Genomic DNA, 26,969 nt, shown 5'->3' with positions numbered 1-26,969 from the left:
CGGATCCGCGGAAGGCGCCCCACGAGGCCCTCGCGGCACCGCGAGCCGTCGCGAGGGGGCTGACCGGGGCGGGTGTCCGGCAACCCGCCCTGGCACGCTCAGGCCCGCGGTACGCCTACCTGCGCCACGGCCCGGTCACCGCGAACGTGGTGCCCGGCGTGTAGCAGTTGACGTACATCGTCCTGCCGTCGGGGGCGAAGGTGACCCCGGCGAACTCGCCCCACTCGGGCTGCTGCGCCGTGCCGATGTTCTGGCGGCCCCGCGCCAGCGCGTACACCTCGCCCTTGCGGGTGACGCCGAAGACGTGCTGGGCGCCGTTGCCGTCCTCGCACACCATCAGGCCGCCGCCCGGCGCGAGGCAGATGTTGTCCGGGGACTCGCCGGGCAGCTGTACGTCGGTGTCCGGCCCGAACACGATGACCAGGGTCAGCCGGCGGCGCGCCGGATCGAAGCGCCAGATCTGACCGTAGTGGTCGGCCGCGGAGCCGTCCGCGCTGCGGGCGAAGGACGATACGAAGTACACGCAGCTGCCGCCCCAGTAGCAGCCCTCCAGCTTCTGCGCGTGCGTGATGCCCGCGGGGCCGTAGTCCTGCAACCGGGTGGGCGTGGAGACGGCCAGCGGGTCGGGTACGTCCACCCACTCGATGCCGTCGAAGTGGGCACCGGGGTCCTGGATCGTCGACAGGTCCGGCACGCCGGGCACCCGCATCGCCTGGAGCCGGCCGCCCGCGCGCAGGGAACCGACACCGCCCAGGGGCTTGTTCGGCCGGAACCGGTAGAACAGTCCGAACGGCTTCAGGAAGGCGTCCTCCGTTTCGTAGACGGTGCCGTTGCGCGGGTCGATCGCGATCGCCTCGTGCTGGAAGCGGCCCATCGCGGTCAGCGGGACGGCGCCGGTGCGGTGCGGGTCGGTGGGGTGAACCTCGAAGATGAAGCCGTGGTCCTTGGCATAACCGTTGGTGCCCGCCCTGTCCTCGGTCTCCTCGCAGGTCAGCCAGGTGCCCCACGGGGTGCGTCCACCCGCGCAGTTGACGGCCGTGCCGGCGATGGCGACCCGCTCGGACAGTACGCGGTTGCGCGTGTCGAGCGTCAGGGCCGTACAGCCGCCCTTGCCCGCCGGGTCGTAGGTGAGGCCGCTGACGGTGGGGACCTGGAACTTCGCGGTGACCCGGTTCTCGTGGTTGCGGACGAGGTGGGTACGGCCGCCTTCACCGGCGAAGGCGGCCATACCGTCGTGGTTGGAGGGGACGGGGCCCTCTCCCGAGCGGAGCTGGTCGCCCTCTCGGGAGAGAACCCGGTAGCGGAAACCTTCCGGCAGATCGAGCAGACCGTCCGGATCCGGTACGAGCGCCCCGTAACCGGTGCCGGCCGGACCGTGCGCGGCAGCGGTGCCCGCGAAGAGTTCGGACAGGGCTCCGGTGAAGGCGATGCCCACTCCCAGGGCGCTCGCCCGGGACAGGATCTGACGTCGTGTTGCGGACATGCGGCAGCAACCTTCCTGCTGGCGGACAGGAACTGTGACTCCGCAGTGTCTACCACCTGGTGTCGGCCACCGGAACCACGCGCCGAGCGCGCCCCGGCTTTGTCGCGCCGACGGGCGCGGCTGGGTCGAGGGGTGTCAGAAGCGGGGCCCCTGGGGCGTGTTCCCAGGCGTCGGGACGATGCGCTGGTTCACGCCGGGCCTCCGGGGAGCCGGCGCCTCGCAGGTGACGTCCTCGGCCGGGAGCCTTCCGTTGCCGAGGTAGGCGTTGACCGCGCGGTCGGCGCAGGCGCGCGGGTCGCCGGAGTAGACGCCGTGGCCCTCGCCGCCCCGTACGTAGACCATGCGCGAGCCCTTCAGGGCGTGGTGCATGCCGAGCCCGCTGATCAGGGGTGTCTGGGAGTCCCACTGGTTCTGGACGGTGAGGACGCCGACGTTGTTGTCCACGCCGGTGACCGGCTCGGCCGGCCTGCCCCAGAAGGCGCACGGGGTGATGTTGGAGCCGAAGTCGCCGTAGAGCGGGTACCTGGCCTTGTCCCGGATCGCGTCACGCCGGTACCGCTCCGGGTCGTGCGGCCAGGCCGGGGTGTCGCCGCAGACCACGGTCCAGAACGCGGCGGAGCCGTTGTCGGCCGGCGCCTGCGCGGCGGCGGGCATGGGCCGGTGTGGTCCCTTGGTGGCGTCCCGCGTGAGGCGATGGCGGGAGGTCGCGCGGCCGCCTGCGGCCTTCTTGAGCCGCACGACCGCCTCGGCCGCGTCCTTGGGGCTGAAGAAGACGGGCCGCAGGCGGGCTCGGATGTCGTCCCCGGTGAGCTTCTCGCCGCCGTCGTCGACGGGGGTGCGGTCGGCCCGGGCGACGAGGTTCCAGAACGTCTTCTCCACCTCGGCCGGGGTGTTGCCGAGTCGGTAGGTGCGGTGGTGCTGTGCGGTCCACTTCGTCCAGCGGGTGAACGCCGGCTCGGTGCCCTCCGCCCAGACCTGGATCATGCCGCGCCAGATCCGGGCGGGGTCGACCGCGCTGTCCAACACGAAGCGATCGGTCCGCCCGGGGAACATCTGCGCGTAGACGGCGCCCAGGTAGGTGCCGTAGGAGTAGCCGAGGTAGGAGATCTTCCGCTCGCCCAGGACGGCCCGTAGGACGTCCATGTCGCGGGCCGTGTTGCGCGTGGTGAAGTACGGCAGCCTGTCGCCGTTCCGGGCGCGGCACTTGGCGGCGACACTCCGGGCCCACTTGACGTCGCGGCTGAACGTCTCACGCTTGTAGGGGTGTTCGATGTTCTCCTCCGTGGCCGTGAGACCACAGGTGAGAGGGCTGCTCCGGCCGACGCCGCGTGGGTCGAACCCGATGAGGTCGTACTGCTCTCGGACCTTCTCGGGCATCGTGTCCTTCATCATGAGCGGCATGTCCAGGCCCTCGCCGCCCGGGCCGCCGGGGTTGAACAGGATCGCTCCGTGCCGCCTGCCGGGGACGCTGGTCCTGATCCGGGAGACGGCCAGCTTGACGGTTCTGGAGCCGGGGCGGCTGTAGTCGAGCGGAACCTTGATCGTCGCGCACTGGTAGGCAGCGGGCAGTGAGGTGTCGCATCTGTGCCAGGCGGGCTTCTGGTTCGTGAACCTCGCCAGCGGTTCCGCCGCGGAGGCCCGCGCCGGGGAGAGGGCGGGAAGCAGCGTTGCCGTGACCCCCACGGCGAGCAGGGGCGCCATGCGGCCTATTCGCACGATGGTCGTTCCTTTCGATCAACTCCGAGTGAGGAACGACCATTTCGTGTCCGCGGTGGTGGGCGAATCCATCTGCGGGGCGGTCCTGCTACTACTTCGGGCGGATCGAGAAGGGACGTGCGGAGGAGAACCCGATCGCGCTGTTCACCGTCCGCCCGCGCCGATGGCAGACATGAAGGGGCCACCCCCTGGCCGGGGGTGGCCCGATCCGGTGGACGCGGGTTCACCGACCGGCGTCACCTACCGCCGGTCCGCGCGGTCAGCGACGGTGATCGCCGCGGTGGTCGCGCTCGCCGTGCCTGCGGTCGTCGCCCCGGTGGCCGCCGCCCCAGCGGTCGCCGCCGCGGTGGTCGCCGTCCCGGTGGTCGCCACCCCAGCGGTCACCGCCGCGGTGGTCGCCGTCCCGGTGGCCGCCGCCCCAGCGGTCACCGCCACGGTGGTCACGCTCACCGTGCCTGCGGTCGTCACGCCGGTGGTCGCCACCCCAGCGGTCACCGCGTCCGTGGTGGTCGCCGTGGTCGCGGCCCCAGGAGGCGTCGTCCACGAACCGGCCCCGGTCGTCGCGCAGCGTCGCGGTGTCGCCGTCGTAGTCCCACACACGTGCGCGGCGGTCCTGGTAGATGTCGGACCTGGTGTCGTGACCGTAGCCGGTGTGGACGCGGACGGTGGACCGGCTCGCCAGCCGGACGTGGCGGAAGGTGTAGGTGTGGCCGTCCTCGTCGGACAGGGTCCAGCCGTCCAGGTTCACCGCTCGGCGCGACTCGTTGGTGACGTCCACCCACTCCTTGTTCAGCGAGCGGTCGTAGCGGCCCTCCCGCGGGGAGCCGTACTGCACGCCGCTGATGATCACGTGCTCGCGGTACGAACGGCCGTGGCCGTGGTCGGCGGCCACGGCCGGCAGCGCCACCGCGCCCACGACAGCGGCTGCCACGCTCGTGACGGCGGTCAGACGGCGGACGGAAGAAGAAACGGACACGAGGTCCCCCTTCAAGGGTGCACACACCCGGTCGGCCGCGGCGTCGAAGCCCCGAAACCACAGGCCGGCGGGGGTGTGTTGTGCTGGTGTGAGGCCGGTCGGCCGCACACCCACACCCTGCCGTCCAGGCCGGCCAGAGAGACGGAAAGGCGCGGCCCGTTACAGTTTCAACATATTTCCGTGACTCTCACGTGCATTATCCATTTATGGCCTGGATGCTTCTTATTAGCGTAATGTCCGGCTTCTGGTGCCGGCCTCGAAGAACGCCTTCACCCGAAAGTGAGTAACAGCCGAGGCGGGGCCGGGCAACGGCCCCGTCAGCGGCGGGCGGTGGCTCTCCCGGGCGGCGCTATGCGGACCCGCTCGTCCTCGGGGGTGTTGTCGATGTCGTCGAGCTGCGCCACGACCGTTCCGCGCAGGTCGTCGTAGTTCTCGAACGAGTGGTCGTGGAAGAGGGTGTATCCCGTCCACATGAGGTTGGCGCACACGCGCGCCGGCACCCTGCCGGTCCGGGCGCCCATGCCGACCAACGCCACCGAACGGATGCTCCCCGGCGCGGCGTTGTTCTGCTGGTGGACCGCCTGGAACGCGGCCGCGCAGGCCAGGGCCACGTTCAGCGTCTCGCTGACGTTCTGCGAGGACGTCTCCATGGTCGGTGTGGAGATCAGGTACTTCGGCCTGACCGCCCCGGACGCGACGCAGACCGCGCTGCCCACCGGGAGCGCACCCGCGAACTGGCCGCGGATCGCCTTCTGCACCCGCAGCTGGATACCCGCGCCGAGGTACCGCTTGATGACCGCGTCGACACCACCGTCCATCCGCCCGCGGGAGTTGGTGGGGCTGACCCAGGCGTCGACGTCCTCGTCGAGGAGAGAGCCCTGGCGGATCTCGACCTCGGGGGTGTCGGCGAACGCCGCCCGCCAGGCCGCCACCACTTCGGTGTTGACGTCGGTCAGCACCACCCTGAGCGATGCCGGCACGCGGTCTGCGGTCATGATTCACTCCGATCGGAGAACGGTCACTCGACTGCTCGGAACGCTATCGGGCACCACTGACATCGGCAGCCTCCGGATCGTGCGGCCACCGGCCGGAGCCGGGTTGTCAGTGGGCTGTCCTATCGTCTGGGGCACTTCGCCAATCACGCCTGTGACCAGTGCAGTTCGACCACCCGGAGTTCCTCCTCATGAGCGACGCCCACATCCCCGCCGCAGCCGACCCGAACGACCCGCTCGCCCTCGCCGAGCTGTTCGAGGGCGGCGGTGAACCGTGGCTGCCCGTAGTCAAGCCGGTCATCGAAGCACAGCCGGACGCGGCCTCCTTCATCGGCCCCGGCCGCAGTCCGCAGGTCGTCCCGGTCCGTGAACTGACCTTCCAGGCGCTGAAGCCGAACGCGCCGCACAAGTGGAAGGTGGTCGTCTTCGGTCAGAACCCCTACCCGAGGCCCGAGAGCGCCACCGGCATCGCCATGTTCGACAACACCTTCCACGACTGGAAGGACAGCCAGTTCGGCAGGGTGGTCAGCATCCGCTGCATCATCAAGGCGGCGGCGATGTGGAAGTACGGCATCGCCAAGAAGACCCCCATAGCCGACATCCGGACGCTGCTGAGCAAGCAGGACACCGTCCAGCCGCCGGAGTGGTTCCAGGCGATGCTCACCCAGGGCGTGCTGCTGCTCAACGCCGCGCTGACGGCCAGCGGCGACGGGGCGATCGCCACGGACGCGCACACCAGGTTCTGGCGGCCGGTCGCCGAACGGATCGTCGAGGAGATCCTCAGGGCCAAGCAGAACGCCGACGTCGAGGACCGCGGGGTCGTGTTCGCCTGGTGGGGGGCGCACGCGCGCAGCCTGAAGAAGGTCGTCTCGCGGCTGGAGAAGAAGTATCCCGACGTCGAGGTGCGGCACATCGACCATGCCAACCCCGCGGCGCAGGGCGACATCTTCTGCGACGGCGACCACTTCGAGAGGGTGAACGAAGCCCTCGCCTCTCTGGGCGCCGACCAGGTCGACTGGCTGCCGAGCACCGGGTGGAACGGGTCCGCCGAGGACGCCGGCACAGCCGGCCGCGACGTCGCCGACCGCATGGGCGCGTTCATCGCCTCCACCATGGAGCTGCACCAGCTCTATCTCGACCGACTGGCCGGTGTGAAGGACGAGGGCCTCGTCCTCCCCGCGGTCACCGGTGTGTTCGACACCCCGCTCATGGACTTCCGCGAGGCCCTCGCCCCGGTCGCCCGGGTGCTGTCCGGGCTGAGCCGGCACGTGGACCTCTCCCACGAGTTCGGCAAGCGGCGGGCCGACGGCATCGCGGGCGCCGGCCTGTCCGCCGACGCGATCGCCGCCCTGCACCTCTACACGTGCGAGTCGGCGTTCTACCGGGAGATCAACACCATCCTGCGCTCCCCCGACCGCACCCGGCTGCTGCCCTACCTGCCCTACCTACGGCTCCTGTTGTCCGCGGTCTCACAACTGCCCGCCCGGAAGGAGCCGCTGTGGCGTGGTGTGTCGCTCGACCTGCGCGCGCAGTACCCGACCGGTCGGACCGTGACCTGGTGGGGCATCTCCTCGTGCACCTCCGAGCTCGGCGTCGCCAAGGCGTTTCTCGGCAGCCGCGGCAGACGCACCCTGTTCGAGGTGGTCCCCACCCGGGCGGTGGGCATCCGCGCCTTCTCCGCGTTCACCGGCGAGGAGGAGTTCATCCTCGCGCCCGGCACCCAGCTGCGGGTGACCGACGTCAAGCACGAGCGCGGCGGCCTGTGCACCGTCCGGCTGACGGAGTTGGAGGAGCAGAACCTCATCTCCTGACCGGCATCACGATGCCGGCGATCAGGGCCCATCCGGGTGAAGGTCGTCGGCGGGCCGGCCGTGCCTCACAGCGTGCCGAAGACGACCCCGCGCCATGTCCAGCCCGACTCCAGGACGGCGTTCCGCAGGGGTTCACGCAGCGCCGCGCCGTCGAAGCGGAAAGTCTCCGTCGCCTGCAGGCGGCCGTCGTCTCCGCGTTCGATGGTCCAGTGACGGGAGACCGTCCTGTTCGGGCCGCGGGAGTACTCCGAGGACATCGCGAGCCTCGGCGGATTCCCGACCCGGGTGACCTCCCACTGCTCTTCGAGGGCCCGGACCTCATGGTCCTCGGGGACCAGGCGCATCCGGATCCGCACGGCGTGAGTCAGCCGGGACTCGATGAAGAAGGTCTGCCAGGCGGGTTCCGAGATCCGCCACTGCGCCACCATGACGCCGCCGCCGCGTACGACGTAAGGGGCGTCGGGCCGGTTGACGGCGAGCAGGGCCGCGCGCACCTCCTCGGCCGAGCCCGGCGTGACACCGCCGGCCGGGCGTTTCGTGCCGGTGAGCTTGTCGAACAGTCCCATGGGAGCAACCTACCAACCCACCGGCTGAGAGCGGTGGGAGAGCTCCCACCGCCAAGGCCCCCGGGATCCCGTCGCACCGGGCAGAGTCCCGCGTACGACGGGATCCCGGGGGCGGGCCGGCCCGCACGAGATCCTCACCAGGTATGGGCCACGTCCACCACCAGGCGGTCGGACAGGCGCAGCACCCGGAACGGGAGCCGTGCCCGCACTCCGAGTCCGACCTGTGTGACGCCTTCGAAACTGGAGCCGAACTTGGTGTCGCGGAAGGTGCGGTAGCCGGTCAGGTCGACACCGGGCAGTGCCTTCCCGGGCCGGCCGGGGTAGGTCGGCTTGCCGGTGTCCGCGTCGTAGGCGGCCGCGCCGACGTGGATGTCCAGGATCGCCCCGCCGGCGACCGGGACCACCGTGCCGGACGGGTCCTGGCGGAAGGTGCTGACGTACTCGACGGAGTACGACAGCTTGTCGGTGCCCCCGCCGACGTCGAAGACCATACGGTCGTAGCAGTCGTGACGTCCGGTGCGGATGCCGGTGAGGGTGTGCGGTGCCGCCGCGGCGTCCGTCGCCCGCTTCGGCAGGCTGCCCCAGCCCGTCGGACATGCGTCCGCGGCCCTGGTGGCCGTCGCGCCGACGGCGGACGCCGTCGGCGCCGCGAGGACCGTGGAGCCCGCTGCCATCAGCGCGGCCACGGCGACTGCCGTCCATCTGCCCTTGTTCATGATGTACCCCCTGATATGACGTTTTCGAGCGAACCGTCACACCTATGACCATTGACACGGCCGATTGGTTGCACGGGCGGGGAAATCGTCGCCGGCCTCGGCCCGGGCCGCCCCGCCACCCACCCACCCGGGCGCCGTTCGGCCGGTTCGGTCCGTCGGGCATTCTGGGGGTGTCGGAGCGAGACGGCAAGGGGAGCTGTGGTGGACGAACGCGCGCGGGACCCGCGTGAGGCGGAGGCGTCGGGGGTCTCCCCCCAGTTGCGGCTGGACGCGCTGCTGGACGACCTGCAGCAGCAGGTGTCGCAGGTCCGGGCGGCCCGGGACCGGGTCCACACATTGCTGGACGCGGTCCTGGCGGTCGGCTCCGACCTGGATTTGGAGGTGGTCCTGCACCGCATCGTGGAGTCGGCGGTCACCCTGGTCGACGCGCAGTACGGTGCCCTCGGCGTGCTCGGCGAGGACGGCACGATCAAGCAGTTCGTCACGGTCGGCGTCGACGAGGCAGCCATCGCCCGCATAGGTCACTACCCCCGCGGCGAGGGCATCCTCGGGCTGCTCATCCGTCACCCCGAGCCGTTGCGGCTGGCGAACCTGGCCGAGCATCCGGCGTCCGTCGGCTTCCCGTCCGGGCACCCACCCATGACCAGCTTCCTCGGCGCCCCCGTCCGGGTCCGTGAGCAGGTGTTCGGCAACCTGTACCTGACCAACAAGCGCGGCGGCACGGAGTTCGGCACCGATGACGAGGCGGTGCTGCGCACCCTGGCCGCGGCGGCCGGTGTGGCGATCGACAACGCCAGGCTGTACGAGGACGCGCACCGCAGGCAGCGGTGGCTGGCGGCCGGCAACGACCTGACGCGCAGCCTGCTGTCCGGCACCGACCCCGCCACGGTGCTGGCGTCCGTCACCGCCACCGTGCGGGAGATGTCGGGCGCGGATCTGGTGACCTTGGCGGTGCCGGTCGGCGACCGCGGTGAGCTGGTCGTCGAGGCCGCCTCGGGAGAGCGCGCGGAGGAGATCCGCGGGCTGGTGATGCCCGCTTCGGCGCCGGCCGCCAAGGTCTTCGTGTCCGGGGAGACGATCACCAGCGATGCCGTCAGCGCCGACCCGCGCACCAGGGGCGGCAGCGCCTCGGTGGTGACACTGGGGCCGGCGTTCTTCGTACCCCTAGGCACCCGGGAGCACGTGCGCGGGGTGCTGCAGGTGGCGAACGTGCCGGGCAGCCCCGTTTTCACCGACGCCGTGGTCGACATGGTGACCGGATTCGGCAACCAGGCCGCGCTGGCCCTGGACGTCGCGGAGCACCGGCGGGACACGGAGCGCATGGTCGTGCTCGGCGACCGGGACAGGATCGCCCGGGACCTGCACGACCTGGTCATCCAGCGGTTGTTCGCCGGGGCGCTGTCGCTGCAGTCCACCCTGGGCCGGGTGGCCGACCGGCCGCAGGTGGGTGAGCGCATCCAGCGGGTCGTGGGCGATCTGGACGACACCATCAAGATCATCCGCTCGACCATCTACGCCCTGCGCGAGCACGACCGGACCCGTCGCGGCACCGGGCTGCGGGCCCAGTTGGTGACGGTCACCGAACGGGCCGCCGAGTCGCTCGGCTTCGCCCCGGCGCTGCGCATGACCGGGCTGCTGGACACGGCCGTCTCCGCCGAGCAGGCCGAGCAGGTACTGGCGGTGCTCGGCGAGGCCCTGTCCAACGCCGCCCGGCACGCGCGGGCCACCGTGGTCGATGTGAGTGTCGAGGTCACCGACACCGCCCTGCGGCTGCGTGTGGCCGACAACGGCCGCGGGATCGGCCCGGCGGTCGCCCGCAGCAGCGGCCTGGCCAACCTGCGCGAGCGGGCGGAGGAGATGGGTGGCACGTTCGGCCTGTCCCCGAACGAGCCCAGCGGCACGGTCGTCGAGTGGGCCGTCCCGCTCCCGTCCGGGGACTGACGTCCGCCGCCGCCCGAGGGACGCGGCGGCGGGCGCTCCGGCGGCGCTGCCGGGTGCCGCCGGAGCGCCCGGCACGTGTGCGGCCGCTCAGCCGTCCCAGGTCCAGTCGGCGACCTCGGGCAGGTCCGTGCCGTGCTCGCGGATCCAGACGTGGTGGCGCTGGCGGGCGTCCTCCATACGCTGGCGCAGGGCCGCCGCGCGGACGGCGAGGCCCGGTACGCGGTCGATGACGTCCATGACCAGGCGGTAGCGGTCGAGGTCGTTGCTGACGACCATGTCGAACGGTGTGGTGGTGGTACCGATCTCCTTGTAGCCGCGCACATGGAGGTTGCGGTGGCCGGTGCGGCGGTAGGCGAGGCGATGGATCAGCCACGGGTAGCCGTGGTAGGCGAAGATCACCGGCTTGTCGGCGGTGAACAGCCCGTCGAACTCGAAGTCGCTCATGCCGTGGGGGTGTTCCTCGCCGGGCAGCAGCCGTGCGATGTCGACGACGTTCACCACGCGCACGGCCAGCCCGGGCAGATACCGGCGCAGCAGCTGCGCCGCGGCCAGGATCTCCTGGGTGGGCACGTCGCCCGCCGAGGCCAGTACGACGTCCGGTGCCCGTGAGCCGTCCTCGGTGCCGGCCCACTCCCAGATGCCGGCGCCGCGCGCGCAGTGGGCCTTCGCCTCCTCCATCGACAGCCAGTCGAAGCAGGGCTGTTTGCCGGCGACCACGACGTTGACGTAGTCGCGGCTGCGCAGGACGTGGTCGGCCACCGACAGCAGTGTGTTGGCGTCCGGCGGCAGGTAGACCCGCACCGCTTCCGGGCTCTTGTTGAGGATGTGGTCGACGAAGCCGGGGTCCTGGTGGGAGAAGCCGTTGTGGTCCTGGCGCCACACGTGGGAGGTCAGCAGGTAGTTGAGCGAGGCGATGGGCGCGCGCCAGGGCAGGCGGCGGGTGGTGCGCAGCCACTTGATGTGCTGGTTGACCATCGAGTCGACGATGTGGACGAAGGCCTCATAACACGAGAACAGCCCGTGCCGGCCGGTCAGCAGGTAGCCCTCAAGCCAGCCCTGGCAGGTGTGCTCGGACAGGATCTCCATGACGCGGCCGTGCCGGTCGAGGTCCTCGTCGACGTCGAGGGTGCCGGCCTGCCAGGCCTTGCCGCTGGCCGCGTAGACGGCCTGGAGCCGGTTGGAGGCGGTCTCGTCGGGGCCGACGAGGCGGAAGTCCCGGCGGCCGGCGGTGGCGGCCATGACGTCCCGGAGCATGTCGCCGAGGACGCGTGTGGGTTCGTGCAGGGTGGCGCCGGGCTTGTCGACCTCGACGGCGTACTTCTCCAGCGGCGGCAGGGGCAGCTCGCGCAGCAGGAGTCCGCCGTTGGCGTGGGGGGTGGCGCCGAGTCGTCGGGTGCCCTCGGGGACGCAGGCCAGCACCTGCGGGCGGGGCCGGCCGTCCGCGTCGAACAGCTCCCCGGGGCGGTAGGAGCGCAGCCACTGCTCCAGTTGCCGCAGGTGCTCGGGGTTGTCCCGCACGGCGGCCAGCGGGACTTGGTGGGCGCGCCAGGTGCCCTCCACGGGCCGGCCGTCGACCTCGGCCGGGCCGGTCCAGCCCTTGGGGGTGCGCAGCACGATCACGGGCCAGCGGGGCCGCTCGGTGACACCGTCCTCGCGGGCGGCACGCTGGAAGGCGGCGATGCGGTCGAGGGCGGTGTCCATGGCGTGTGCCATGGACCGATGGACGTCGGCCGGGTCGTCGCCGGTGACGTGGATCGGGTCGTGTCCGTAGCCCTTGAGGAGGTCGTCGAGTTCGCTCTCGGGCAGACGGGAGAGCACCGTGGGATTGGCGATCTTGTAGCCGTTGAGGTGGAGGACCGGCAGGACGGCGCCGTCGTGCACGGGGTCGAGGAACTTGTCGGAGTGCCAGGAGGCCGCCAGCGGGCCGGTCTCCGCCTCACCGTCGCCGATCACGCACGCGACCAGCAGGTCGGGGTTGTCGAGTGCGGCACCGTAGGCGTGGGAGAGCGAGTAGCCGAGCTCGCCGCCCTCGTGGATGGAGCCGGGCGTCTCGGGCGCGACGTGGCTCGGTACGCCGCCCGGGAAGGAGAACTGCTTGAACAGCCGGGCCATGCCGGCCGCGTCGCGTGTGACGTCGGGGTACGTCTGCGAGTAGGAGCCCTCCAGCCAGGAGTTGGCGAGCACGGCCGGCCCGCCGTGGCCCGGCCCCCAGATGCACAGGGCGTTCAGGTCGCGGGCTTTGATCACCCGGTTGAGGTGGGTGTGCACCAGGTTCAGGCCCGGGGAGGTGCCCCAGTGGCCCAGCAGCCGCGGTTTGACGTGCTCGGGGCGCAGTGGCTCGGTCAGCAGGGGGTTGGCCATGAGGTAGATCTGGCCGACGGACAGGTAGTTCGCGGCGCGCCAGTGGGCGTCCAGCGACCTCACCTCGTCCTCCTCCAGCTGGGCCGGTGCCTGCTGCGTGTCGACGGACATCGGGTTCCTTTCCGTGTCGGGACAGCGGTCGGGTGCGTAGGTGCCGGTTCGCACGTCCCACCCTCCGCCGTCCCGGCGGGTACCCGACAGGGCCGTTCGGGTCACACCGGCGGCCGGCCGGCGGGAGCGCCCTGGCGCCCCTGGATTCCGCGTCCGCCGGCCGGTCCCGGCCCCGTGCACGGCCGTCCGCCCGGCGGCAGGGGCTGCGCCGGGCGGACGGGAGGGGGTGGGACGAGGAAGGAGAGGGCCGGTTCAGGCGGACCGTTGCGGCATCCGGGTGCCGATCCGGGCGCGGACCGCGTCGACGGCCTTCCATCGCCCGGAGTCCAGCACGGCCAGGGCGGCGGGGAAGACTCCGTCCGGACTGGGGTCCCGGACCCGGGGTCGCCCGCAGGGCCCGGCCGGAACGCGGGCGGACACGCGGGCGGGGCGGGGACAGGGGCCGTCCGGCCCTAACACCACGTGGGTCACGGGAGGGAGCATGGACGAATGTTCCACAGCGACGGTTTTCACACCCTCGACCGGCCGGAGTGCCTGCGTCTGCTGGCCAAGGTGCCGGTCGGCCGGGTCGTGTACACCCGCCAGGCGCTGCCCGCGGTCCTTCCGGTCAACTTCTCCCTGGACACGGATTCCTCCGTGCTCCTGCGCACGTCGGCGAGCTCGGTCCTCGTCCGTGCCATCGACGGTGTCGTGGTGGCCTTCGAGGCCGACGACTTCGACGCCGCGTCCCGCTCCGGCTGGAGCGTGGTCGTCACCGGCCGGGCGACCGTCGTGACCGACCCCGCCGAACACGACCGGCTGTCGCGGAGCGGCCCCCGCTCCTGGGTAGTCGCGCGCGACGGGGTCTTCGTGCGCATCGAATCCGACATGGTCACCGGCCGCGAGATCAGCGGCACGCCCGAACCGGTCTGACGGCCTTCCTACCGGTGCCGGGCCGGCTCGTCCCGCCCCGTGACCCGTACCCGGGCGCGCGGTGTGCGCCTGCCGTCCGGGCCGTAGCCGAAGCGGATCAGCACGTGGGGGTGGCACCGGTGCCGCGCGAGACCGGCGGCGGCCCGGAGGCCGGGCCATTCCATCGCCTGGTGCGGCAGCGAGGTGCGCACCCCGTGCAGGGTCGCGGTCAGCAGCACGCGCTGCAGGGCCTGGCCCGCGCGCAGCCGGTCCTCCCGCCGGTCGCGGGCGGTCCACAGCAGGGCGACCTGGGCGTGGCGTTCGAAGCGGAGGGCGGGCAGGCGAAGTGCGGGAAGGGGGCCGGTGAAGTCCCTCACCGGCATCCGCCCCGCCGCGTCCGGCGGGCCGAGCGCCGTGACCGGGATGCGTACGGCCGGTCCGCCCAGGGTGCGGTGATCCAGGCGCGGGATTCCGACGTGCGCGCCGCGCTGCCGTGGCTGCGGGCCTCGGCCACGGCGGTCAGACGCAGCAGCCGCCGGGTCCCGGCGATGTCGGGCAGGTGCAGTCGCGCGCCCTCGGTAACGCGGCCGAGGTCATGCCGGTCCTGGTACGGCGTCATCGCCGTGCTGGTCCTCGTCCGCTTCTGGTCCCACTGGAGCGGCCCGCTGTGAGCGGGCCGCGAGACCCCTCGGTCCAGGACCTTCGGCCACGTCCGTCCCGGAAGGACCGAAATTAGGCTTGCTCCGAGCAGGCCCCGCAGGGGCAGGCGGAGAGCGAGGCGACACCCGTGGTGCGAACAGACCATGACCAGTCACTGCCCGGCAACACGACGGCACCCGGCGCCGGTACCGACGCCTCCCGCATGCCCGGTCACTGGCTCCTGGCCCGCCTGGGCAAGCGCGTTCTGCGTCCCGGCGGCCTGGAGCTGACCCGCTGGATGCTCGACGCCCTGGCCGTCGGCCCGGACGACCGCGTGGTGGAGCTGGCCGCGGGCCTCGGGGCCACCGCGCCGCTGACGCTCGCCCGCACCCCTGCCGCCTACGTCGCCGTCGACCGCGAACCGGCCGCCGTGGCGCGGCTGGGCTCCCTCGTCGCGCCCGGGCCGACCGAGATACGCGCGGTGCGGGCGGACGCCGCCCGCACCGGCCTGCCGGACGCGAGCGCCACCGTCGTGTACGGCGAGGCGATGCTCAGCATGCAGCCACTCCCTGCCAAGCGGCGCATCGTACGGGAGGCGCGCCGTCTGCTCGACGGCTCGTCCGGCCGCTACGCCATCCACGAGCTGTGCCTACGGCCCGACGACATCCCCCCGGCCCTGGCCGAAAGGATCACCGCCGACCTGCACGAGGCCCTGCACATGGGCGCGCGCCCGCTCACCGCGACCGGCTGGAGCGGGCTCCTCACCGAGGGAGGTTTCACCGTCACCGCGCTCAGGACGGCGCCGATGGCCCTGCTGGAACCGCGTCGGTTCATCGCCGACGAGGGGCCGGCCAGGGCGATAGGGGTCGCCGGCCGGGCCCTGCGCGACCCGTCGGCCCGCCGCCGCGTCATGCACCTGCGCGCCGTCTTCCACCGCCACCGCGACCACCTGGGCGCGATCAGCCTGCTCGCCGTACCCACCGCATCCGCCCAGTGAGCGCGGAAAGGAGTCGCACCGCCATGACCGCCACCGTGATCGGCGACCTGTCCGCCGCGCTGCCCCTGCCCGAGGACGGCACCCACAGCCGCGTGCTGTACCGCGACGAACGGCTGCGCGTGGTCGGCTTCGCCTTCGCCGCCGGGCAGGAGCTGACCGAGCACACCTCGGCGCTGCCCGTGGTCATCCAGGTGATCCGGGGCCGGCTTGACCTCGTGCTCGGCGAGGAGAAGACCGAGGCCCGTCCGGGAAGCTGGATCCGTCTGCCCGCCCGGCTGCCGCACTCCGTCCGGGCCACCGAACCCAGCGTCATGCTGCTGACCATGCTGCCCGACGCGGCCGGGGCCTGACCGCCGCGCCGGCGGGTCAGAGCCGGACGACGATCAGGGCGATGTCGTCACGACCGCCGCCGCTGACGCCGAGGCGCGCCAGCAGCTCGTCTGCCAGGCGCTCCGGGCTGAGCGCGCGGCACTCGGTCAGCACGTCGGTCAGGCGGCGCAGGCCCCTGTCGATGTCCTCGCCGCGGCGTTCGATCAGACCGTCGGTGTAGAGCACGAGGACGTCGCCGGGCGAGTACTCCAGACTCGCCTGGGGGCGGGGCACGTGTTGGGGGCGTACGGCCAGTGGCGGGTCGGTGGCGTGTTCCAGGAAGACGCAGCCACCGCCGGAACGGACGAGCACGGGCGGTGGATGACCGGCGTTGCTGTAGATGATCAGACGGCTGCGTCTGTCGATCATCGCCTTGACCGCGGTGGTGCCCTGCGCCTCCTCGATGGATCTCGCGTACACGCCGAGGATCTCGAGGGCGTGGGCCGGGTGGGGGTTGGCCCGGATGGCGGCGCTGAGCGCGCTGCGGAGCATACCCATGACAGCGGCGGCCTGGAGGCCGTGACCGACGACGTCGCCGACCCCGACGGCGGTGCAGTCCGGCGACAGGTCGACCACGTCGTACCAGTCGCCGCAGACGTTCAGTGAGCCGGTGGCGGGCAGATAGCGGACCGCGACATCGCGGTGGAGAGCGAGGTCGGGGGTCCTCAGCATGACCTCCTGGAGCGTGACGGCGACCTCGCGCTCCTTCGCGTGCGCCTCACGCAGGTCCTCGTTCAGGCGCTGCAGCTCGACCGCTCTGGCGTACAGCTCGGCCTCCAGCGCGTGCATGGTCGCCAGCCGCTCGTCCGGCCGCTCTCCCGTGTCCGGCCGCTCCATGCCCGGGCGCCGCCTGCGGTGGGCCTGGACGAAGGGCGTCACGTCCTCGACCCGGTGGATGATCCACGCCACCGTCCCGTCCGGCCCCAGCACGGGGGTGTTGACCGGGGACCACCACCGCTCCTCGAACACGCCGGGTTCCCCCATGACCGGGATGTCGTACTTCTGCAGGGCCATCGTGTCCGGTCTGCGGCCTGTGAGCACACGGTGCAGTGAGGCGCCCAGGTTGCGCACTCCGTCGGCGTCGGGGTCGGCGGGGTTGTCGGGGAACGCGTCGAAGACGTACTTGCCGAGCAGGTCCTGCCGGGTCCGCCCGGTGGCTTCCAGGTACGCGCGGTTCACGTCCGCGATCACCAGGTCCGGCCCCAGCACGAGGTAGGGGCTCGGCGTGGCGGCGAACAAAGCCTCGTGGTCGACTTGCGATGCCATCCCGGAGCACTTCCCTCGATGACGGTCTGATCCCAAGCTACGAGACCTGGGCCGCCTGCGCTCCCTCGGCAGCGCGAGGGCGGCCGGCCGCCGAGGCCGCCGGCCGCCACTCGTCACCGGCCGTCGTCACCGGCCTGGGAGCCCCTCAGCTCTCGGCGTGGGCCAGCCACAGGTCGGGGCCGAAGACCTCGTAGCGGATGCTGCGCGCGGGGATGCCGGCCCGGAGCAGCTGGGCGCGGACGGAGCGCATGAAGGGCAGCGCGCCGCACAGGTAGACGTCGGCGTCGGCGGGCAGGCCGATGCCGTCGAGGTCCATCAGGCCGGTGCGCGAACCCGGTTCCCCGGCGGCTTCCTGCTCGTACCAGAACTCGGTCCGTGCGTCGGGCAGTTGCCGCACCAGCCGGGTGGTTTCGGCGCGCAGGGCGTGGTCGGCCGGGGTGCGGTCGGCGTGCAGGACGCGGACCGGGCGGGACGAGCCGGTGGCGGCGAGGTGTTCGAGCATAGCGACCATGGGGGTGCAGCCGATGCCGGCGGACACCAGCACGAGCGGGGTGCCCGCGTCGTCGAGGACCACGTCCCCGAAAGGTGCCGACAGGGTGATCTCGTCGCCGGTCCGGACGGTGCGGTGCAGCTGGTTGGACACCTCCCCCTCGGGAGCCTCGGCGACGCTCGCGACCCGCTTGACGGTGATGCGCCGCAGCCGGTCGCCGGGGGCGCTGGACAGGGTGTACTGGCGGGTCTGGTGGATGCCGTCGGGCAGCGGCACCCGGACGCTGACGTACTGACCGGCGCGGGCCTCGGGCAGGGGGCCGCCGTCGGTCGGTCGCAGCAGGAAGGACACCACGTCCGGGGTCTCCTCCCGCCGCTCCACGACGGTCCACTGCCGCCACGGGTGCCGGGGGTCGACGTGGGCCTCGTGGTAGAGCCGGGCCTCCTGGGCTATGAGGGCGCCCGCCATCAGCCAGTACACCTCGTCCCAGGCGGCGGCCACCTCCGGGGTGACGGCCTCGCCCAGCACGTCGCCGATGGCCCGGAAGAGGTACTTGTGGACGATCGTGTACTGGTCCTCGGTGACGCCCAGCGCGGCGTGCTTGTGGGCGATCCGGGACAGCAGCGCGTCCGGCCGGCTGTCGGGGTCGGCCAGCAGTGCCTGGGCGAAGGCCGCGATCGAGCCCGCCAGGGCCCTGCGCTGTTCGCCGCTGGCCTGGTTGCCACGGTTGAAGAGCCCGTCCAGCAGTTCGGGCTGCTCGGCGAACATGGTGCCGTAGAAACGCGCGGTGATCTGGTCCAGGGCTCCGCCGACGGCGGGCAGGGTGGCGCGGACGACGGCGGCCGACTCGGGCGAAAGCATGGCTCTCCTCGGGAATGCGGGCACGTGGGGGTCGACCGGTGCCGACCGTCTCAGCCGGCTCCGTCGTGCGAAGCGGAGCCGGCACACAGATCGTGCCGGTGGGGCCGTCACCGACGACAGGGCCGAAGGCCCTGAAGGCAGGGCCCGTTGGTCCGGTCCGCGTGTGAGGCCCGTCACTGCCCGCGAGCTGCCCCGGCCCTCGTGCGGCCACCGAGGCCTGCCGGGGCCCCAGGGGGCGCTAGGGGACGATGTCGAGGACGTCCCGGACGGGGCGGCGGGGCGTGGCGGGTCCCTGGGGTCCGTAGCCGAGGCGCAGCACCATCTGGACGTGACCCGTGCCCGCCATCGGGTCACGGGTCAGCAGGCGCAGGTCCGGGCTCTCCAGGGCGTGCGAGGTCAGGGAGGTGGCGAGCCCCGCGAGGGTGGCCTCCAGCAGGACGCGTTCCAGTGCCTGGCCCGCGCGCAGCCAGTCGGCGGCGGTGTCGCCCGGTGTGCTCAGCATGGCCAGGTGGGGGTTCTTCTCGAAGGCGGTCGAGCCCCGGTCGGCGACCGCACGGCGGCCGGCGAAGTCACGCAGCGGGGCCCTGCCGTCCCGCAGCCTCGGCCCGAACGCGTACTCGGGGACGCCGTCGGTGGCGACGTCCGCCTCCGGACCGAACCTGGTCCAGCGGTGCAGGTCCTGCATGGCCTCGGGGTCCAGGGCGTCACGGCTCTCCGCGTCGTGGACCAGTTCCAGCACCGTCTCCACGTGCCAGGGCCCGGGGAACAGCAGGCCGGCACCCTCCCGGCCGGCCGCTTCGCGCAACGTTGAGCGTACGTCCTGCGGGATGTCCTTCTCCTCGAACGGGTAACGGCTGGTATGCCGGTCGCGGATCGCGGGATGCAGCCGCGTCAGGTCGTCCTCGTCCGGCGGGGCCTCCCGCGTCCCGGGCAGGTGGACGGCGGCGAGCAGGAGCGGCTCCGCCGCGTCGGGCAGCAGCCGGACCCCGGGGGCGAGCCCGGCGTGCGCGGCGGCTACGCGCGCGTTGAACAGCGCCGCTCCGCAGCCGATGTACAGCGCACGGTTGCCGGGGTCCGAGCGGGGCATGGCCCGCTCGAGGTCGGCGTAGAGCAGGAGGACGCGCCTGCCGGCCAGGAAGCGGAAGCGCCACGGCTGCGCGTTGTGCATGGAGGGGGCGGCCGCGGCCTCGGCGACCAGTCCGGCCACCGTTTTCGCGTCCGGCTGCTGCGTGTCCATCGCATCCTCCTCGCCGCCACGCGGCGGTGACCCCGGGAGAGCCGGAGCAACCGCCCTCGCCCTTATGGTGCCTCCCGGTACGGCCTGTTTCAGGCCGTACCGGGACGCACCAGCGTGTTGTCACCGGCGCGGCCGGCGAAGTAGTCCCCGATGTTGGCCACCGTGGTCCCGATGATCTGGCCCACGGCGTCCTTGGTGAAGTACGCCTGGTGCGAGGTGACCAGTACGTTGCTGAAGGTCATCAGGCGCGCCAGTCGTTCGTCGGCCATCACCTCCAGCGACTTGTCCAGGAAGAACACCCCGGCCTCCTCCTCGTACACGTCGAGGCCGACACCGGCGAGCCGTCCCGCGCGCAGCGTCTCGAGCAGGGCGTCGGTGTCCACCAGGCCGCCGCGGCTGGAGTTGACCAGGATCGCGTCGTCCTTCATCAGGGCGAGGGCCTTGGTGCCGACGAGGTGGTGGGTGTCCGGCAGCAGCGGTACGTGCAGGCTGATCAGGTCCGCCTCGGCGAACAGCTGCTCGCGCGGTACGTACTCCATGCCGAGGGCGAGGCAGTCGGGGTCCTCGGCGACGTCCCAGCCGAGCAGCCGCATCCCGAACCCGTGGGCGATCCGGGCGAACGCGGCCCCGATCTTCCCGGTGCCGACCACCCCGGCGGTCCGGCCGTGCAGGTCCCGGCCCATCAGTCCGTCGAGCCGGAAGTCGAACTCCCGGGTGCGGTGCGCGGCCCGGACGATCCGGCGGTTGGCCGCCAGGGCCAGCGTCCAGGCGAACTCGGCCACGGAGTAGGGGGAGTAGGAGGAGACCCGCGCCACCGTCAGTCCGAGTTCCCGGGCGGCGGCCAGGTCGATGTTGTTGTAGCCGGTGGACCGCTGGGCGATCATGCGGGTGCCGCCCTCGGCCAGCGAGCGCAGCACCTGAGCGTCCAGCGTGTCGTTGACGCTGCTGACCAGGACCTCGTGGCCGACCGCGGTCGGTACGGTGTCCGGATCCAGGAACATTCTCAGGCACCGCAGTTCGTGACGGCCGTCGAAGGCCTTGTCGAACGCCTCCCGCAGCAACGGCTCCTCGTCCGCGAGGACGCCGTACGCGACGATCTCCACCTGCTCTCCTCTCGTTCTGCGGGATCGGCGAACTCCGTCTCCCGTGAGCCGGCGCCGGCATGCCGAAGGCGGCGGCGACGGCGGTCGGGGCTCAGGCCCTCGGCTCCTGGCGCTGCCGGTCCTGGATCTGGGTGGCGATGACCGCGGCCTGGATGCGTCGCTCCACGCCGAGCTTGGCCAGCAGGCGGGAGATGTGGTTCTTCACCGTCTTCTCGGCCAGGTACAGACGCTGTCCGATCTGCCGGTTGGTCAGGCCCTCGCCGATCAGGGCCAGGATCTCCCGCTCGCGGTCGGTCAGGCCGGGCAGGGCGTCGGGCTCCGCCTCCTTCTGCTGCGGGCCGCCGCGCAGCCGCGCCATGAGCCTGGTGGTCGCGCTGGGGTCGAGCAGCGACTGGCCGGCTGCGACCGTGCGTACCGCGGAGACCAGGTCCGAGCCCTGGATCTGCTTCAGGACGTATCCCGAGGCGCCCGCCATGATCGAGTCGAGGAGGGCCTCCTCGTCGTCGAAGGAGGTCAGCATCAGGCAGGCCAGTTCGGGCATCCGCGAGCGCAGCTCCCGGCACACGGAGACGCCGTCGCCGTCGGGCAGGCGGACGTCGAGCACCGCCACGTGCGGGCGCAGGGCGGGGACGCGGACCAGGGCCTGCTCCGCCGTGCCGGCCTCACCGATGACCTCGATGTCCGGCTCGTCGTTCAGCAGGTCGCGCACGCCACGGCGTACCACCTCGTGGTCGTCCATCAGGAAGACCCGGATCGGGCCGCCGGGACCGGGCTGCTCGCCGTCCGCCATCGATGACTCCCTCTGTGTCACGCGTCGCGCCGCTGTCCGCTCGTGGGACCGGTCGGTGTCCGTACCCGAATCCTTCTCCCGCCGGTACCGGAAGACCAGGGCCGATCGGCCCTGGCGTGAGCGGCCGTCCGGACGTCGTCCGGACGGCCGGCCGACGGCCCCGCAGGCAGCGGTGCCCCGTGTGGCCAGGTGGCGGGGGCGCCGCTGCCCGCGTGGGCATCGCCGTGGTGTGTCGCCGCGGTCGCGTCAGGAGTCCGGGCGCTTGACGGACTCAGCCCTTCTTGCGGTGGCAGGCCAGCCACAGGACGGTGGCCGCTCCGGCGGCCAGCAGCAGCAACCCGCGGTTGTCCCGGGCCACCCGGGCGCCCTGAGCCGCCTTCGCCCGCACCGGCTCCGGTGCCCTCTCCTCCCACAGCCTGCCCGCCTCGGCCGCCCTGGCGCGGGCCTGCCCGGCGGCCTGTCCGGCCTTCTCCCTGACGGGTTCGGGGAGCTTGTCCTGCAGCCGGGACGCGGCCTCGGCGGCCTTCGCCCAGGCCTCCCCCGCCTTCAGCGAGGCCTGCTCCTTGAGCTCACCCGCCTTGGCGGCCGCCTGGTCCTTGACCTCGGTGGCCTTCTCCTGGGCGCGGGCCTTCACATCGGTCTGCGCCGCGAGCGCTCCGACGGTCCGGCCGAGCTCGTGGCGGGTCTCCTCGACCTGCCTGCGCAGTTCCTCGGGGCTGGAGGCGGTGGGCTCGTCGTGGGGCGGCTGGGTCATCGGTGCGCACTCTCCTTGATCTCGGCCATGTCGGCCTTCACGTTCTCGATCGTCCGTTGCGGGGTGGGCGGCGCGGCCCGGGCGACCTGCTTCTTGCCGGTCATCGCCATCACCGCGGCGATCACACCGAGCACCGCGGTCACGATGAGGGCCGCGGCCCACAGCGGCAGCGGGATCGCGAGCGCGGCGATCACGGTGGCCACCAGGGCCTGGAGCATCAGGAACCCGACGACGCCGGCGCCGCCGAACAGCCCTCCGCCCTTGCCGTACCGTTTGCCCTTCTCCTTCATCTCCGCCTGTGCCAGGCGGAACTCTCCTCGCACCAGCTCCGTCAGCTGCTGCGACGCCCGCTGCACCAACTCCCCCACCGGTTCGGAGTTCGGCGTGTGCCGGCTTGTTCCGCGATGGATCTCTGTACTCGTCACGGCGATCACCTCCCGTCACGTCACTGCGTCACTTGTGTTCCTCGGCCGGCGGCGCGGTGGCGCCGGCCGGCGGCGAGGGCGCGAGTACCCCGAACGGAGCACTTCAGGGCACGGACTTGCCGCCGCCCGTCCCGCGGGCACGGCGGTCAGGTCTCGTGCAGCCGTCGTACGTCGTCCTCGGTCCAGGTGCTGGTGTCGCGCGGCTGCGTGTACGGCTCGGCCTGCGGCGGGTGCCCGCCGGCGATGGCCCGCTGCCGTACGGTCTCCGCGTCGAACTCCAGGCCCAGCAGGATCGCCACGTTGGTGATCCACAGCCACACGAGGAATACGATGACGCCGGCCATCGTGCCGTACGTCTTGTTGTAGGAGGCGAAGTTGGCGACGTAGAACGCGAAGCCGGCGGAGGCGAGCAGCCAGATCAGCAGGGCCAGGAAGCTGCCGGGGGTGATCCACCTGAAGCCCTTCACCTTGGCGTTCGGGGTGGCCCAGTACAGGATCGCGATCATCACCGTGACCAGCAGCACGAGCACCGGCCATTTGGCGATCGCCCACACGGTCAGCGCCGTGTCGCCGAGCCCCAGCCCCTGTCCGGCCCGGCGGGCCAGCCCGCCGGTGAACACCACGATCAGCGCGCTGGCCACGGCCAGCACCATCAGCACCACGGTGACTCCGACGCGCACGGGCAGGATCTTCCACACCGGGCGGCCTTCGGGCATGTCGTACACGGCGTTGGCGGCACGGATGAACGCGGCCACGTATCCGGACGCCGACCACACGGCCAGCACGATGCCGACGACCGCCATGATCGAGCCGGTGCCGGCGCTGCCCTGCAACTGCTCGACGGCCCGGGTGATGATGTCCCGTGCCGAACCGGGAGCGAGCTGCCTGAGGTTGCTCAGCAGCCTGTCGGTGGTGGACCTGCCCGTCATCCCCAGCAGGGACACCAGCACCAGCAGGGCCGGGAAGAGGGAGAGAACGGCGTAGTAGGTGAGTGCCGCCGCCCGGTCGGTCAGCTCGTCGTCCTTGAACTCCTTCAGACTGCCCTTGAGCACGGCGCTCCAGGCCTGCTTCGGCAGTCTCGTCGGGGAGTCGGGCGCCGCCTCCTCCACCGCCGGGTCCGGCCCGGCCTTTTCCGGTGGCGGCACGTCGTCGGCGTGGCCGGGCCGTCCGGAAGGGGCAAGGGGAGCACCACCGTGCTGGTTCCTGTGTCCTGGAAGATGCAGCTTCGCCATGCTCTCCGGGTAACCCCGCTCACCCTGCTCAACCAGGCCGCCACCGGCCGCCGCCGGCGATCAGGCGGCGTGGGAGGCCCGCCGGCCGGACCGCCGTGACCGAGTGGCTGTGTGCTGTCCACGCCCGGGGACGAGCCGCAGGTGACGGGCGCCGGCATGGCGAGGCGGCTTCGGCGGACGCGTCAGCCAGTCCTCGACTCGGTCCATGCCGTACAACAGCATTCCCGCCACCGGCAGCAGAAGGCACGCGACGATGACCACGGTTCGGGCTCCCTCCCGGCGGACGACCGGGGACGAGTGCCCGTTGCCGGGTACGCCAAGCCACCTCGGCGCCCCGACGGAAGACGCAAACGGCCGGCGCGGTTCACCGGGGGCGGTGGCCGATGCGCCAGCCCGAAGATCCGAAAGAGAGGCCCTAGTGGTCCATGAGGGCCAGGCGGGCGGTGACGCGTTTGCCGACCGGCTCCCGCTGGACGGCGAAGCCCTGGGCGACGGCCATCACGATCTCCAGCCCGTGCTGACCCACCCGCCCGACGTCGGCGGCCCGGGCCACCGGCAGCACCGGCTCCGAGTCCCACACCTCCACCTCGATCAGGCCGTCCACGACGCGCAGGCCCATCAGGACGGGGCCCGGCGCGTACTTGCGGGCGTTGGTGACCAGTTCGCTGACCACCAGTTGCGTGAGGTCCAGTGCCCGCTGCGAGACTGGCAGCCCGTGCTCGGCCTGCACCCGGGTGAGGAAACCGACGGCCAGATGGCGGGCCTGCGCGATGCACGTACCGTCCCCGTCCAGAGCCACCGAGATCCGCATGCCCTGATCGTCCGGCGCCGTACCGCCCTCGCGCTCGGGCCCTGATTCCATAACGGCCGCCTTCGCTACCCCGTTCACATCCCCGCGCGTACCCGCGAAACCGCCGGTAACGCCTGTCACCCCGATGTTGCCTGCGCCACACCGGGGCATCACCCGTCACATCCGGGGCAGTGGCCTTCGGTCATACCCGGCCCTGGCGTCGGCGCTCGGTTCCGCGAGCCGTCCGAAGTGGCTGTGCCCGGGCGATGAGGAGGGCGACGTCGTCGTGACCGGCGGGATGGCGCAGCTGCCGCAGGAGGCGGTCGCAGGTCTCCTCCGTGGAGTCGTCCGACGGTGTCAGCAGCCGCAGCAGGTCGCCCAGGCGTTCGTCGATGGGGTCGTTGCGGGTCTCCACCAGGCCGTCGGTGTAGAGGACCAGCCGGTCGCCGGGTTCCAGGGGGAGGGTGGTGGTCTCGAAGGGGACGCCGCCGACTCCGAGCGGCGTGCCGGTCGGCAGGTCGAGGAGTGCCGGTGGCTCGCCGGCCCGGACCAGGACCGGGGGCAGGTGACCGGCGGAGGCCACGTGCAGCCGGGCGGCGTGCGGGTCGTAGACCGCGTAGAGGCAGGTGGCGATGTAGGGGTCCAGCCCGTGGGTGATCTTGTCCAGGTGGGTGAGGATCCGGGCGGGGTCCAGGTCGAGGTCGGCGAGGGTGGAGGTGGCGGTGCGCAGCCGGCCCATGGCGGTGGCGGCCGGGATGCCGCTGCCCATGACGTCGCCCACCGTGAGGGCGGTGCGGTCCCCGTCGAGTGGGATCACGTCGTACCAGTCGCCGCCGACCTCGCTGAAGGCCTGTGCCGGCCGGTACCTGGCTGCCACCTCGAGACCGGGATGCCGGGGCGGGAGCTGCGGCAGCAGGCTGCGCTGGAGGGTCTCGGCGGCGCTGCGGATGTGGAGGTGCAGGACGGCGTTGTCGATGCTCAGTGCCGCGGACGAGGCCAGTTCGCAGGCGAGGGTGAGGTCGTCGTCGTCGAACGGCAGGGGGTTGCGGGCGCGGGCCAGGCCCATGACCCCGATGACCTGTCCGCGGGCGATGAGCGGCACGGCCAGGTCGCTGTGCACACCGGCCCGGGCGAGCACGCGTGCGGCGTCGGAGTCGGCGGCGATACGGCCGAGGTCTTTGCCGTCCAGATGGCTGATGAGCATGGGCCGGCGGGTGCGGATGACGTGGGACGCGGGGTGGTCGGCGTGGTAGGTGGTGAGGCGGCCGGGCGGGACGATCGCCCGGGCCGCCTCCGTCGGGTAGGCGGTCTTCACCGCCATGGCGCGGAACAGCGGCGGGCCCTCGCCGAGGTCCGTGCGGCCCGTCTGCAGGACGGAGTCCAGCAGGTCCACCGCGGCCAGGTCGGCCAGGTCGGGCACGAGGACGTCGGCCAGTTCCTGCGCGGTGCGCTCCACCTCCAGGGTGGTGCCGATCCTGGCCGATCCGTTGGCCATCAGGCGCAGCCGCCGCTGGGCCTCGTCCGCCTTCTTGGCCGCCCGGTAGCGGTCGGTGACGTCGACGACGACGTTGGCGATGCCCAGGACGTGCCCGTGGGCGTCCTCCAGCCGGTAGACCGACACCGCCCAGGCGTGGTCGTTGTCCAGATCGGCCGAGGTGCGGCCCACCACCTGCAGGTCGACCACGGGGACGCCCGAGGCCAGCACCTCCCGCATCACCGCCTCCGCGTTGAGGAACGGTGCGCCGGGCAGGATCTCGCGCATGTTCTGGCCCAGGTGGTCGGGCTCCGGGACGCCGTGCATGGCCGCCAGGGCGGGGTTGACGGCCAGGTACCGCAGGTTCGTGTCCAGCACGGCCAGTCCGATCGGCGCCTGGGAGACCAACCGGGTGGACAGGGCCAGATTGCGCTCCACCTGCCGCAGGGTGTTCCGGTCGGTGGCCAGTCCCAGGGCGTAGTGGTCGCCGTCGCTGTCCGTGAGCCGCATGTTGCGGAACTCGACCATCCGGGTGCTGCCGTCCTTGAGCCGCACGGGGAAGGCCCCTGCCCAGCTCCGGCCGGTCAGCATCACGTCGGCGAACAGGGTGATCGCCGCGTCCTGCTGCTCCGGGTGGAGGAGCAGCGGCGCCGCGTACTGACCGACCGCCTCGCCGCGGGCGTAGCCGAACAGTTGCTCGGCCTGCGGGCTCCACATGTCGACCCGGCCGTCGGCCTTCAGCAGCACCGCGGCGACGCCCAGCAGATCCATGAGCCCGCTCGGGACGGCCGCGTCGTCCGCCGGGCGGTCGATCGGTTCCGGGCGGTCCGTCTGCTCCGGGCGCTGCTCCGCTCCCGACATCACACCTGCTCCCTGTGGTCCCCCGGTGTTCCGGCCATCACTCCACTTCTACCCCTCCGCGGCGCGGGCGGTCGGTGACGGACGCGGCCGCTCTCGGCCGGCGCACCGCGGGTGACC

Annotated in this window: 24 protein-coding genes; 5 read left to right on the top strand and 19 right to left on the bottom strand. The window is 72.2% G+C overall.

Going from position 1 to position 26,969, the window contains the following annotated elements; all coding sequences use genetic code 11:
• Positions 1 to 115: 115 nt before the first annotated feature.
• The 4 genes from IE177_RS17390 to IE177_RS17375 all read right to left on the bottom strand — a co-directional run bounded on the left by IE177_RS17390 (position 116) and on the right by IE177_RS17375 (position 5,170).
• Entirely contained in the window at positions 116 to 1,483 is a 1,368-nt protein-coding gene (locus IE177_RS17390) for an alkaline phosphatase PhoX (protein WP_190016271.1), read from the bottom strand.
• A 135-nt stretch (positions 1,484 to 1,618) separates the two neighbouring features.
• A complete protein-coding gene (locus IE177_RS17385) occupies positions 1,619 to 3,199 on the bottom strand; it encodes an alpha/beta hydrolase (RefSeq protein WP_229816087.1) in 1,581 nt (526 codons plus the stop codon).
• 259 nt (positions 3,200 to 3,458) lie between these two features.
• Positions 3,459 to 4,175, bottom strand: coding sequence for a lamin tail domain-containing protein (locus IE177_RS34830; protein ID WP_308431567.1), 717 nt, complete (start codon positions 4,173 to 4,175; stop codon positions 3,459 to 3,461).
• Between the two features lie 317 nt (positions 4,176 to 4,492).
• Positions 4,493 to 5,170: a macro domain-containing protein gene (locus IE177_RS17375; RefSeq protein ID WP_190016270.1), complete on the bottom strand. Its 678-nt coding sequence runs from the start codon at positions 5,168 to 5,170 to the stop codon at positions 4,493 to 4,495.
• A gap of 188 nt (positions 5,171 to 5,358) precedes the next feature.
• Here IE177_RS17375 and IE177_RS17370 point away from each other — a divergent pair, with 188 nt between their 5' ends.
• On the top strand, positions 5,359 to 6,978 hold the full coding sequence (locus IE177_RS17370; RefSeq protein ID WP_190016269.1) for an ADP-ribosyltransferase domain-containing protein: 1,620 nt from the start codon (positions 5,359 to 5,361) through the stop codon (positions 6,976 to 6,978).
• A 65-nt stretch (positions 6,979 to 7,043) separates the two neighbouring features.
• On the opposite strand, the gene IE177_RS17365 is transcribed toward IE177_RS17370, so the two are convergent.
• Both IE177_RS17365 and IE177_RS17360 read right to left on the bottom strand, forming a co-directional pair.
• The gene (locus IE177_RS17365; protein ID WP_190016268.1) at positions 7,044 to 7,544 is read right to left on the bottom strand and encodes a hypothetical protein; all 501 of its coding nucleotides are present in this window, start codon (positions 7,542 to 7,544) and stop codon (positions 7,044 to 7,046) included.
• Positions 7,545 to 7,678: 134 nt separating this feature from the next.
• Positions 7,679 to 8,260, bottom strand: coding sequence for an AMIN-like domain-containing (lipo)protein (locus IE177_RS17360; protein WP_190016267.1), 582 nt, complete (start codon positions 8,258 to 8,260; stop codon positions 7,679 to 7,681).
• A gap of 201 nt (positions 8,261 to 8,461) precedes the next feature.
• Between IE177_RS17360 and IE177_RS17355 the strand changes: the two genes are divergently transcribed.
• Positions 8,462 to 10,201, top strand: a complete 1,740-nt coding sequence (locus tag IE177_RS17355) for a sensor histidine kinase (RefSeq protein ID WP_190016266.1) — start codon at positions 8,462 to 8,464, stop codon at positions 10,199 to 10,201.
• 87 nt (positions 10,202 to 10,288) lie between these two features.
• Here the strand turns inward: IE177_RS17355 and IE177_RS17350 are convergent, their stop codons facing one another.
• Positions 10,289 to 12,673 (bottom strand): phosphoketolase family protein, encoded by a 2,385-nt coding sequence (locus IE177_RS17350; RefSeq protein ID WP_190016265.1) that lies wholly within the window; start codon positions 12,671 to 12,673, stop codon positions 10,289 to 10,291.
• 489 nt (positions 12,674 to 13,162) lie between these two features.
• Here IE177_RS17350 and IE177_RS17345 point away from each other — a divergent pair, with 489 nt between their 5' ends.
• Positions 13,163 to 13,585: a pyridoxamine 5'-phosphate oxidase family protein gene (locus tag IE177_RS17345; RefSeq protein WP_190016264.1), complete on the top strand. Its 423-nt coding sequence runs from the start codon at positions 13,163 to 13,165 to the stop codon at positions 13,583 to 13,585.
• An 8-nt stretch (positions 13,586 to 13,593) separates the two neighbouring features.
• Here the strand turns inward: IE177_RS17345 and IE177_RS35885 are convergent, their stop codons facing one another.
• Together IE177_RS35885 and IE177_RS35880 are read right to left on the bottom strand one after the other, a co-directional pair.
• A complete protein-coding gene (locus IE177_RS35885; RefSeq protein ID WP_444545622.1) occupies positions 13,594 to 13,941 on the bottom strand; it encodes a hypothetical protein in 348 nt (115 codons plus the stop codon).
• Positions 13,938 to 14,183 carry a hypothetical protein gene (locus IE177_RS35880; protein WP_444545621.1) on the bottom strand — a complete coding sequence of 82 codons (246 nt, stop codon included), beginning with the start codon at positions 14,181 to 14,183 and terminating at the stop codon, positions 13,938 to 13,940. Before IE177_RS35880 ends, IE177_RS35885 begins: the two co-directional genes overlap by 4 nt.
• Before the next feature lie 171 nt (positions 14,184 to 14,354).
• Here IE177_RS35880 and IE177_RS17335 point away from each other — a divergent pair, with 171 nt between their 5' ends.
• Together IE177_RS17335 and IE177_RS17330 are read left to right on the top strand one after the other, a co-directional pair.
• Entirely contained in the window at positions 14,355 to 15,200 is an 846-nt protein-coding gene (locus tag IE177_RS17335) for a class I SAM-dependent methyltransferase (protein WP_229816086.1), read from the top strand.
• Between the two features lie 23 nt (positions 15,201 to 15,223).
• Positions 15,224 to 15,550 carry a cupin domain-containing protein gene (locus IE177_RS17330; protein ID WP_190016263.1) on the top strand — a complete coding sequence of 109 codons (327 nt, stop codon included), beginning with the start codon at positions 15,224 to 15,226 and terminating at the stop codon, positions 15,548 to 15,550.
• A gap of 16 nt (positions 15,551 to 15,566) precedes the next feature.
• Here IE177_RS17330 and IE177_RS17325 read toward each other — a convergent pair whose 3' ends face one another.
• The 10 genes from IE177_RS17325 to IE177_RS17280 all read right to left on the bottom strand — a co-directional run bounded on the left by IE177_RS17325 (position 15,567) and on the right by IE177_RS17280 (position 26,852).
• Positions 15,567 to 16,835, bottom strand: coding sequence for a PP2C family protein-serine/threonine phosphatase (locus IE177_RS17325; RefSeq protein WP_190016262.1), 1,269 nt, complete (start codon positions 16,833 to 16,835; stop codon positions 15,567 to 15,569).
• A gap of 145 nt (positions 16,836 to 16,980) precedes the next feature.
• Positions 16,981 to 18,186 carry a globin domain-containing protein gene (locus IE177_RS17320; protein WP_190016261.1) on the bottom strand — a complete coding sequence of 402 codons (1,206 nt, stop codon included), beginning with the start codon at positions 18,184 to 18,186 and terminating at the stop codon, positions 16,981 to 16,983.
• A gap of 238 nt (positions 18,187 to 18,424) precedes the next feature.
• Positions 18,425 to 19,423, bottom strand: a complete 999-nt coding sequence (locus tag IE177_RS17315; protein ID WP_190016260.1) for an Acg family FMN-binding oxidoreductase — start codon at positions 19,421 to 19,423, stop codon at positions 18,425 to 18,427.
• An 89-nt stretch (positions 19,424 to 19,512) separates the two neighbouring features.
• Positions 19,513 to 20,526, bottom strand: a complete 1,014-nt coding sequence (locus IE177_RS17310) for a 2-hydroxyacid dehydrogenase (protein ID WP_190016259.1) — start codon at positions 20,524 to 20,526, stop codon at positions 19,513 to 19,515.
• Between the two features lie 91 nt (positions 20,527 to 20,617).
• Positions 20,618 to 21,316, bottom strand: coding sequence for a response regulator (locus IE177_RS17305; protein ID WP_190016258.1), 699 nt, complete (start codon positions 21,314 to 21,316; stop codon positions 20,618 to 20,620).
• Positions 21,317 to 21,587: 271 nt separating this feature from the next.
• Positions 21,588 to 22,070: a DUF3618 domain-containing protein gene (locus IE177_RS17300; protein WP_190016257.1), complete on the bottom strand. Its 483-nt coding sequence runs from the start codon at positions 22,068 to 22,070 to the stop codon at positions 21,588 to 21,590.
• Complete coding sequence (locus IE177_RS17295; RefSeq protein WP_229816085.1) at positions 22,067 to 22,495, bottom strand: phage holin family protein; 429 nt, start codon at positions 22,493 to 22,495, stop codon at positions 22,067 to 22,069. The genes IE177_RS17300 and IE177_RS17295 overlap by 4 nt, the downstream gene beginning before the upstream one ends.
• Positions 22,496 to 22,641: 146 nt before the next feature.
• Positions 22,642 to 23,727 carry a YihY/virulence factor BrkB family protein gene (locus IE177_RS17290; RefSeq protein WP_190016256.1) on the bottom strand — a complete coding sequence of 362 codons (1,086 nt, stop codon included), beginning with the start codon at positions 23,725 to 23,727 and terminating at the stop codon, positions 22,642 to 22,644.
• Between the two features lie 415 nt (positions 23,728 to 24,142).
• Positions 24,143 to 24,589 (bottom strand): ATP-binding protein, encoded by a 447-nt coding sequence (locus tag IE177_RS17285; protein ID WP_190016255.1) that lies wholly within the window; start codon positions 24,587 to 24,589, stop codon positions 24,143 to 24,145.
• Between the two features lie 130 nt (positions 24,590 to 24,719).
• On the bottom strand, positions 24,720 to 26,852 hold the full coding sequence (locus IE177_RS17280) for a SpoIIE family protein phosphatase (protein WP_190016254.1): 2,133 nt from the start codon (positions 26,850 to 26,852) through the stop codon (positions 24,720 to 24,722).
• Positions 26,853 to 26,969 lie beyond the last annotated feature (117 nt).

Origin of the sequence: Streptomyces lucensis JCM 4490 (genome assembly GCF_014650035.1) — a bacterium.
GTDB classification, from domain to species: Bacteria; Actinomycetota; Actinomycetes; order Streptomycetales; family Streptomycetaceae; genus Streptomyces; species Streptomyces lucensis.
The sequence above is the reverse complement of the archived record's forward strand: the minus strand, read 5'-3'. Positions and strand labels throughout refer to the sequence as shown.

Coding starts and splice junctions, on each gene's coding strand:
- IE177_RS17305 (WP_190016258.1), bottom strand. CDS start 21,316: ATGGCGGACGGCGAGCAGCCCGGTCCCGGCGGCCCGATCCGGGTCTTC.
- IE177_RS17390 (WP_190016271.1), bottom strand. CDS start 1,483: ATGTCCGCAACACGACGTCAGATCCTGTCCCGGGCGAGCGCCCTGGGA.
- IE177_RS17330 (WP_190016263.1), top strand. CDS start 15,224: ATGACCGCCACCGTGATCGGCGACCTGTCCGCCGCGCTGCCCCTGCCC.
- IE177_RS17315 (WP_190016260.1), bottom strand. CDS start 19,423: ATGGACACGCAGCAGCCGGACGCGAAAACGGTGGCCGGACTGGTCGCC.
- IE177_RS17365 (WP_190016268.1), bottom strand. CDS start 7,544: ATGGGACTGTTCGACAAGCTCACCGGCACGAAACGCCCGGCCGGCGGT.
- IE177_RS17285 (WP_190016255.1), bottom strand. CDS start 24,589: ATGGAATCAGGGCCCGAGCGCGAGGGCGGTACGGCGCCGGACGATCAG.
- IE177_RS17320 (WP_190016261.1), bottom strand. CDS start 18,186: ATGCTTTCGCCCGAGTCGGCCGCCGTCGTCCGCGCCACCCTGCCCGCC.
- IE177_RS17360 (WP_190016267.1), bottom strand. CDS start 8,260: ATGAACAAGGGCAGATGGACGGCAGTCGCCGTGGCCGCGCTGATGGCA.
- IE177_RS17350 (WP_190016265.1), bottom strand. CDS start 12,673: ATGTCCGTCGACACGCAGCAGGCACCGGCCCAGCTGGAGGAGGACGAG.
- IE177_RS17290 (WP_190016256.1), bottom strand. CDS start 23,727: ATGGCGAAGCTGCATCTTCCAGGACACAGGAACCAGCACGGTGGTGCT.
- IE177_RS17345 (WP_190016264.1), top strand. CDS start 13,163: ATGTTCCACAGCGACGGTTTTCACACCCTCGACCGGCCGGAGTGCCTG.
- IE177_RS17375 (WP_190016270.1), bottom strand. CDS start 5,170: ATGACCGCAGACCGCGTGCCGGCATCGCTCAGGGTGGTGCTGACCGAC.
- IE177_RS17370 (WP_190016269.1), top strand. CDS start 5,359: ATGAGCGACGCCCACATCCCCGCCGCAGCCGACCCGAACGACCCGCTC.
- IE177_RS17300 (WP_190016257.1), bottom strand. CDS start 22,070: ATGACCCAGCCGCCCCACGACGAGCCCACCGCCTCCAGCCCCGAGGAA.
- IE177_RS35880 (WP_444545621.1), bottom strand. CDS start 14,183: ATGACGCCGTACCAGGACCGGCATGACCTCGGCCGCGTTACCGAGGGC.
- IE177_RS17325 (WP_190016262.1), bottom strand. CDS start 16,835: ATGGCATCGCAAGTCGACCACGAGGCTTTGTTCGCCGCCACGCCGAGC.
- IE177_RS17280 (WP_190016254.1), bottom strand. CDS start 26,852: ATGTCGGGAGCGGAGCAGCGCCCGGAGCAGACGGACCGCCCGGAACCG.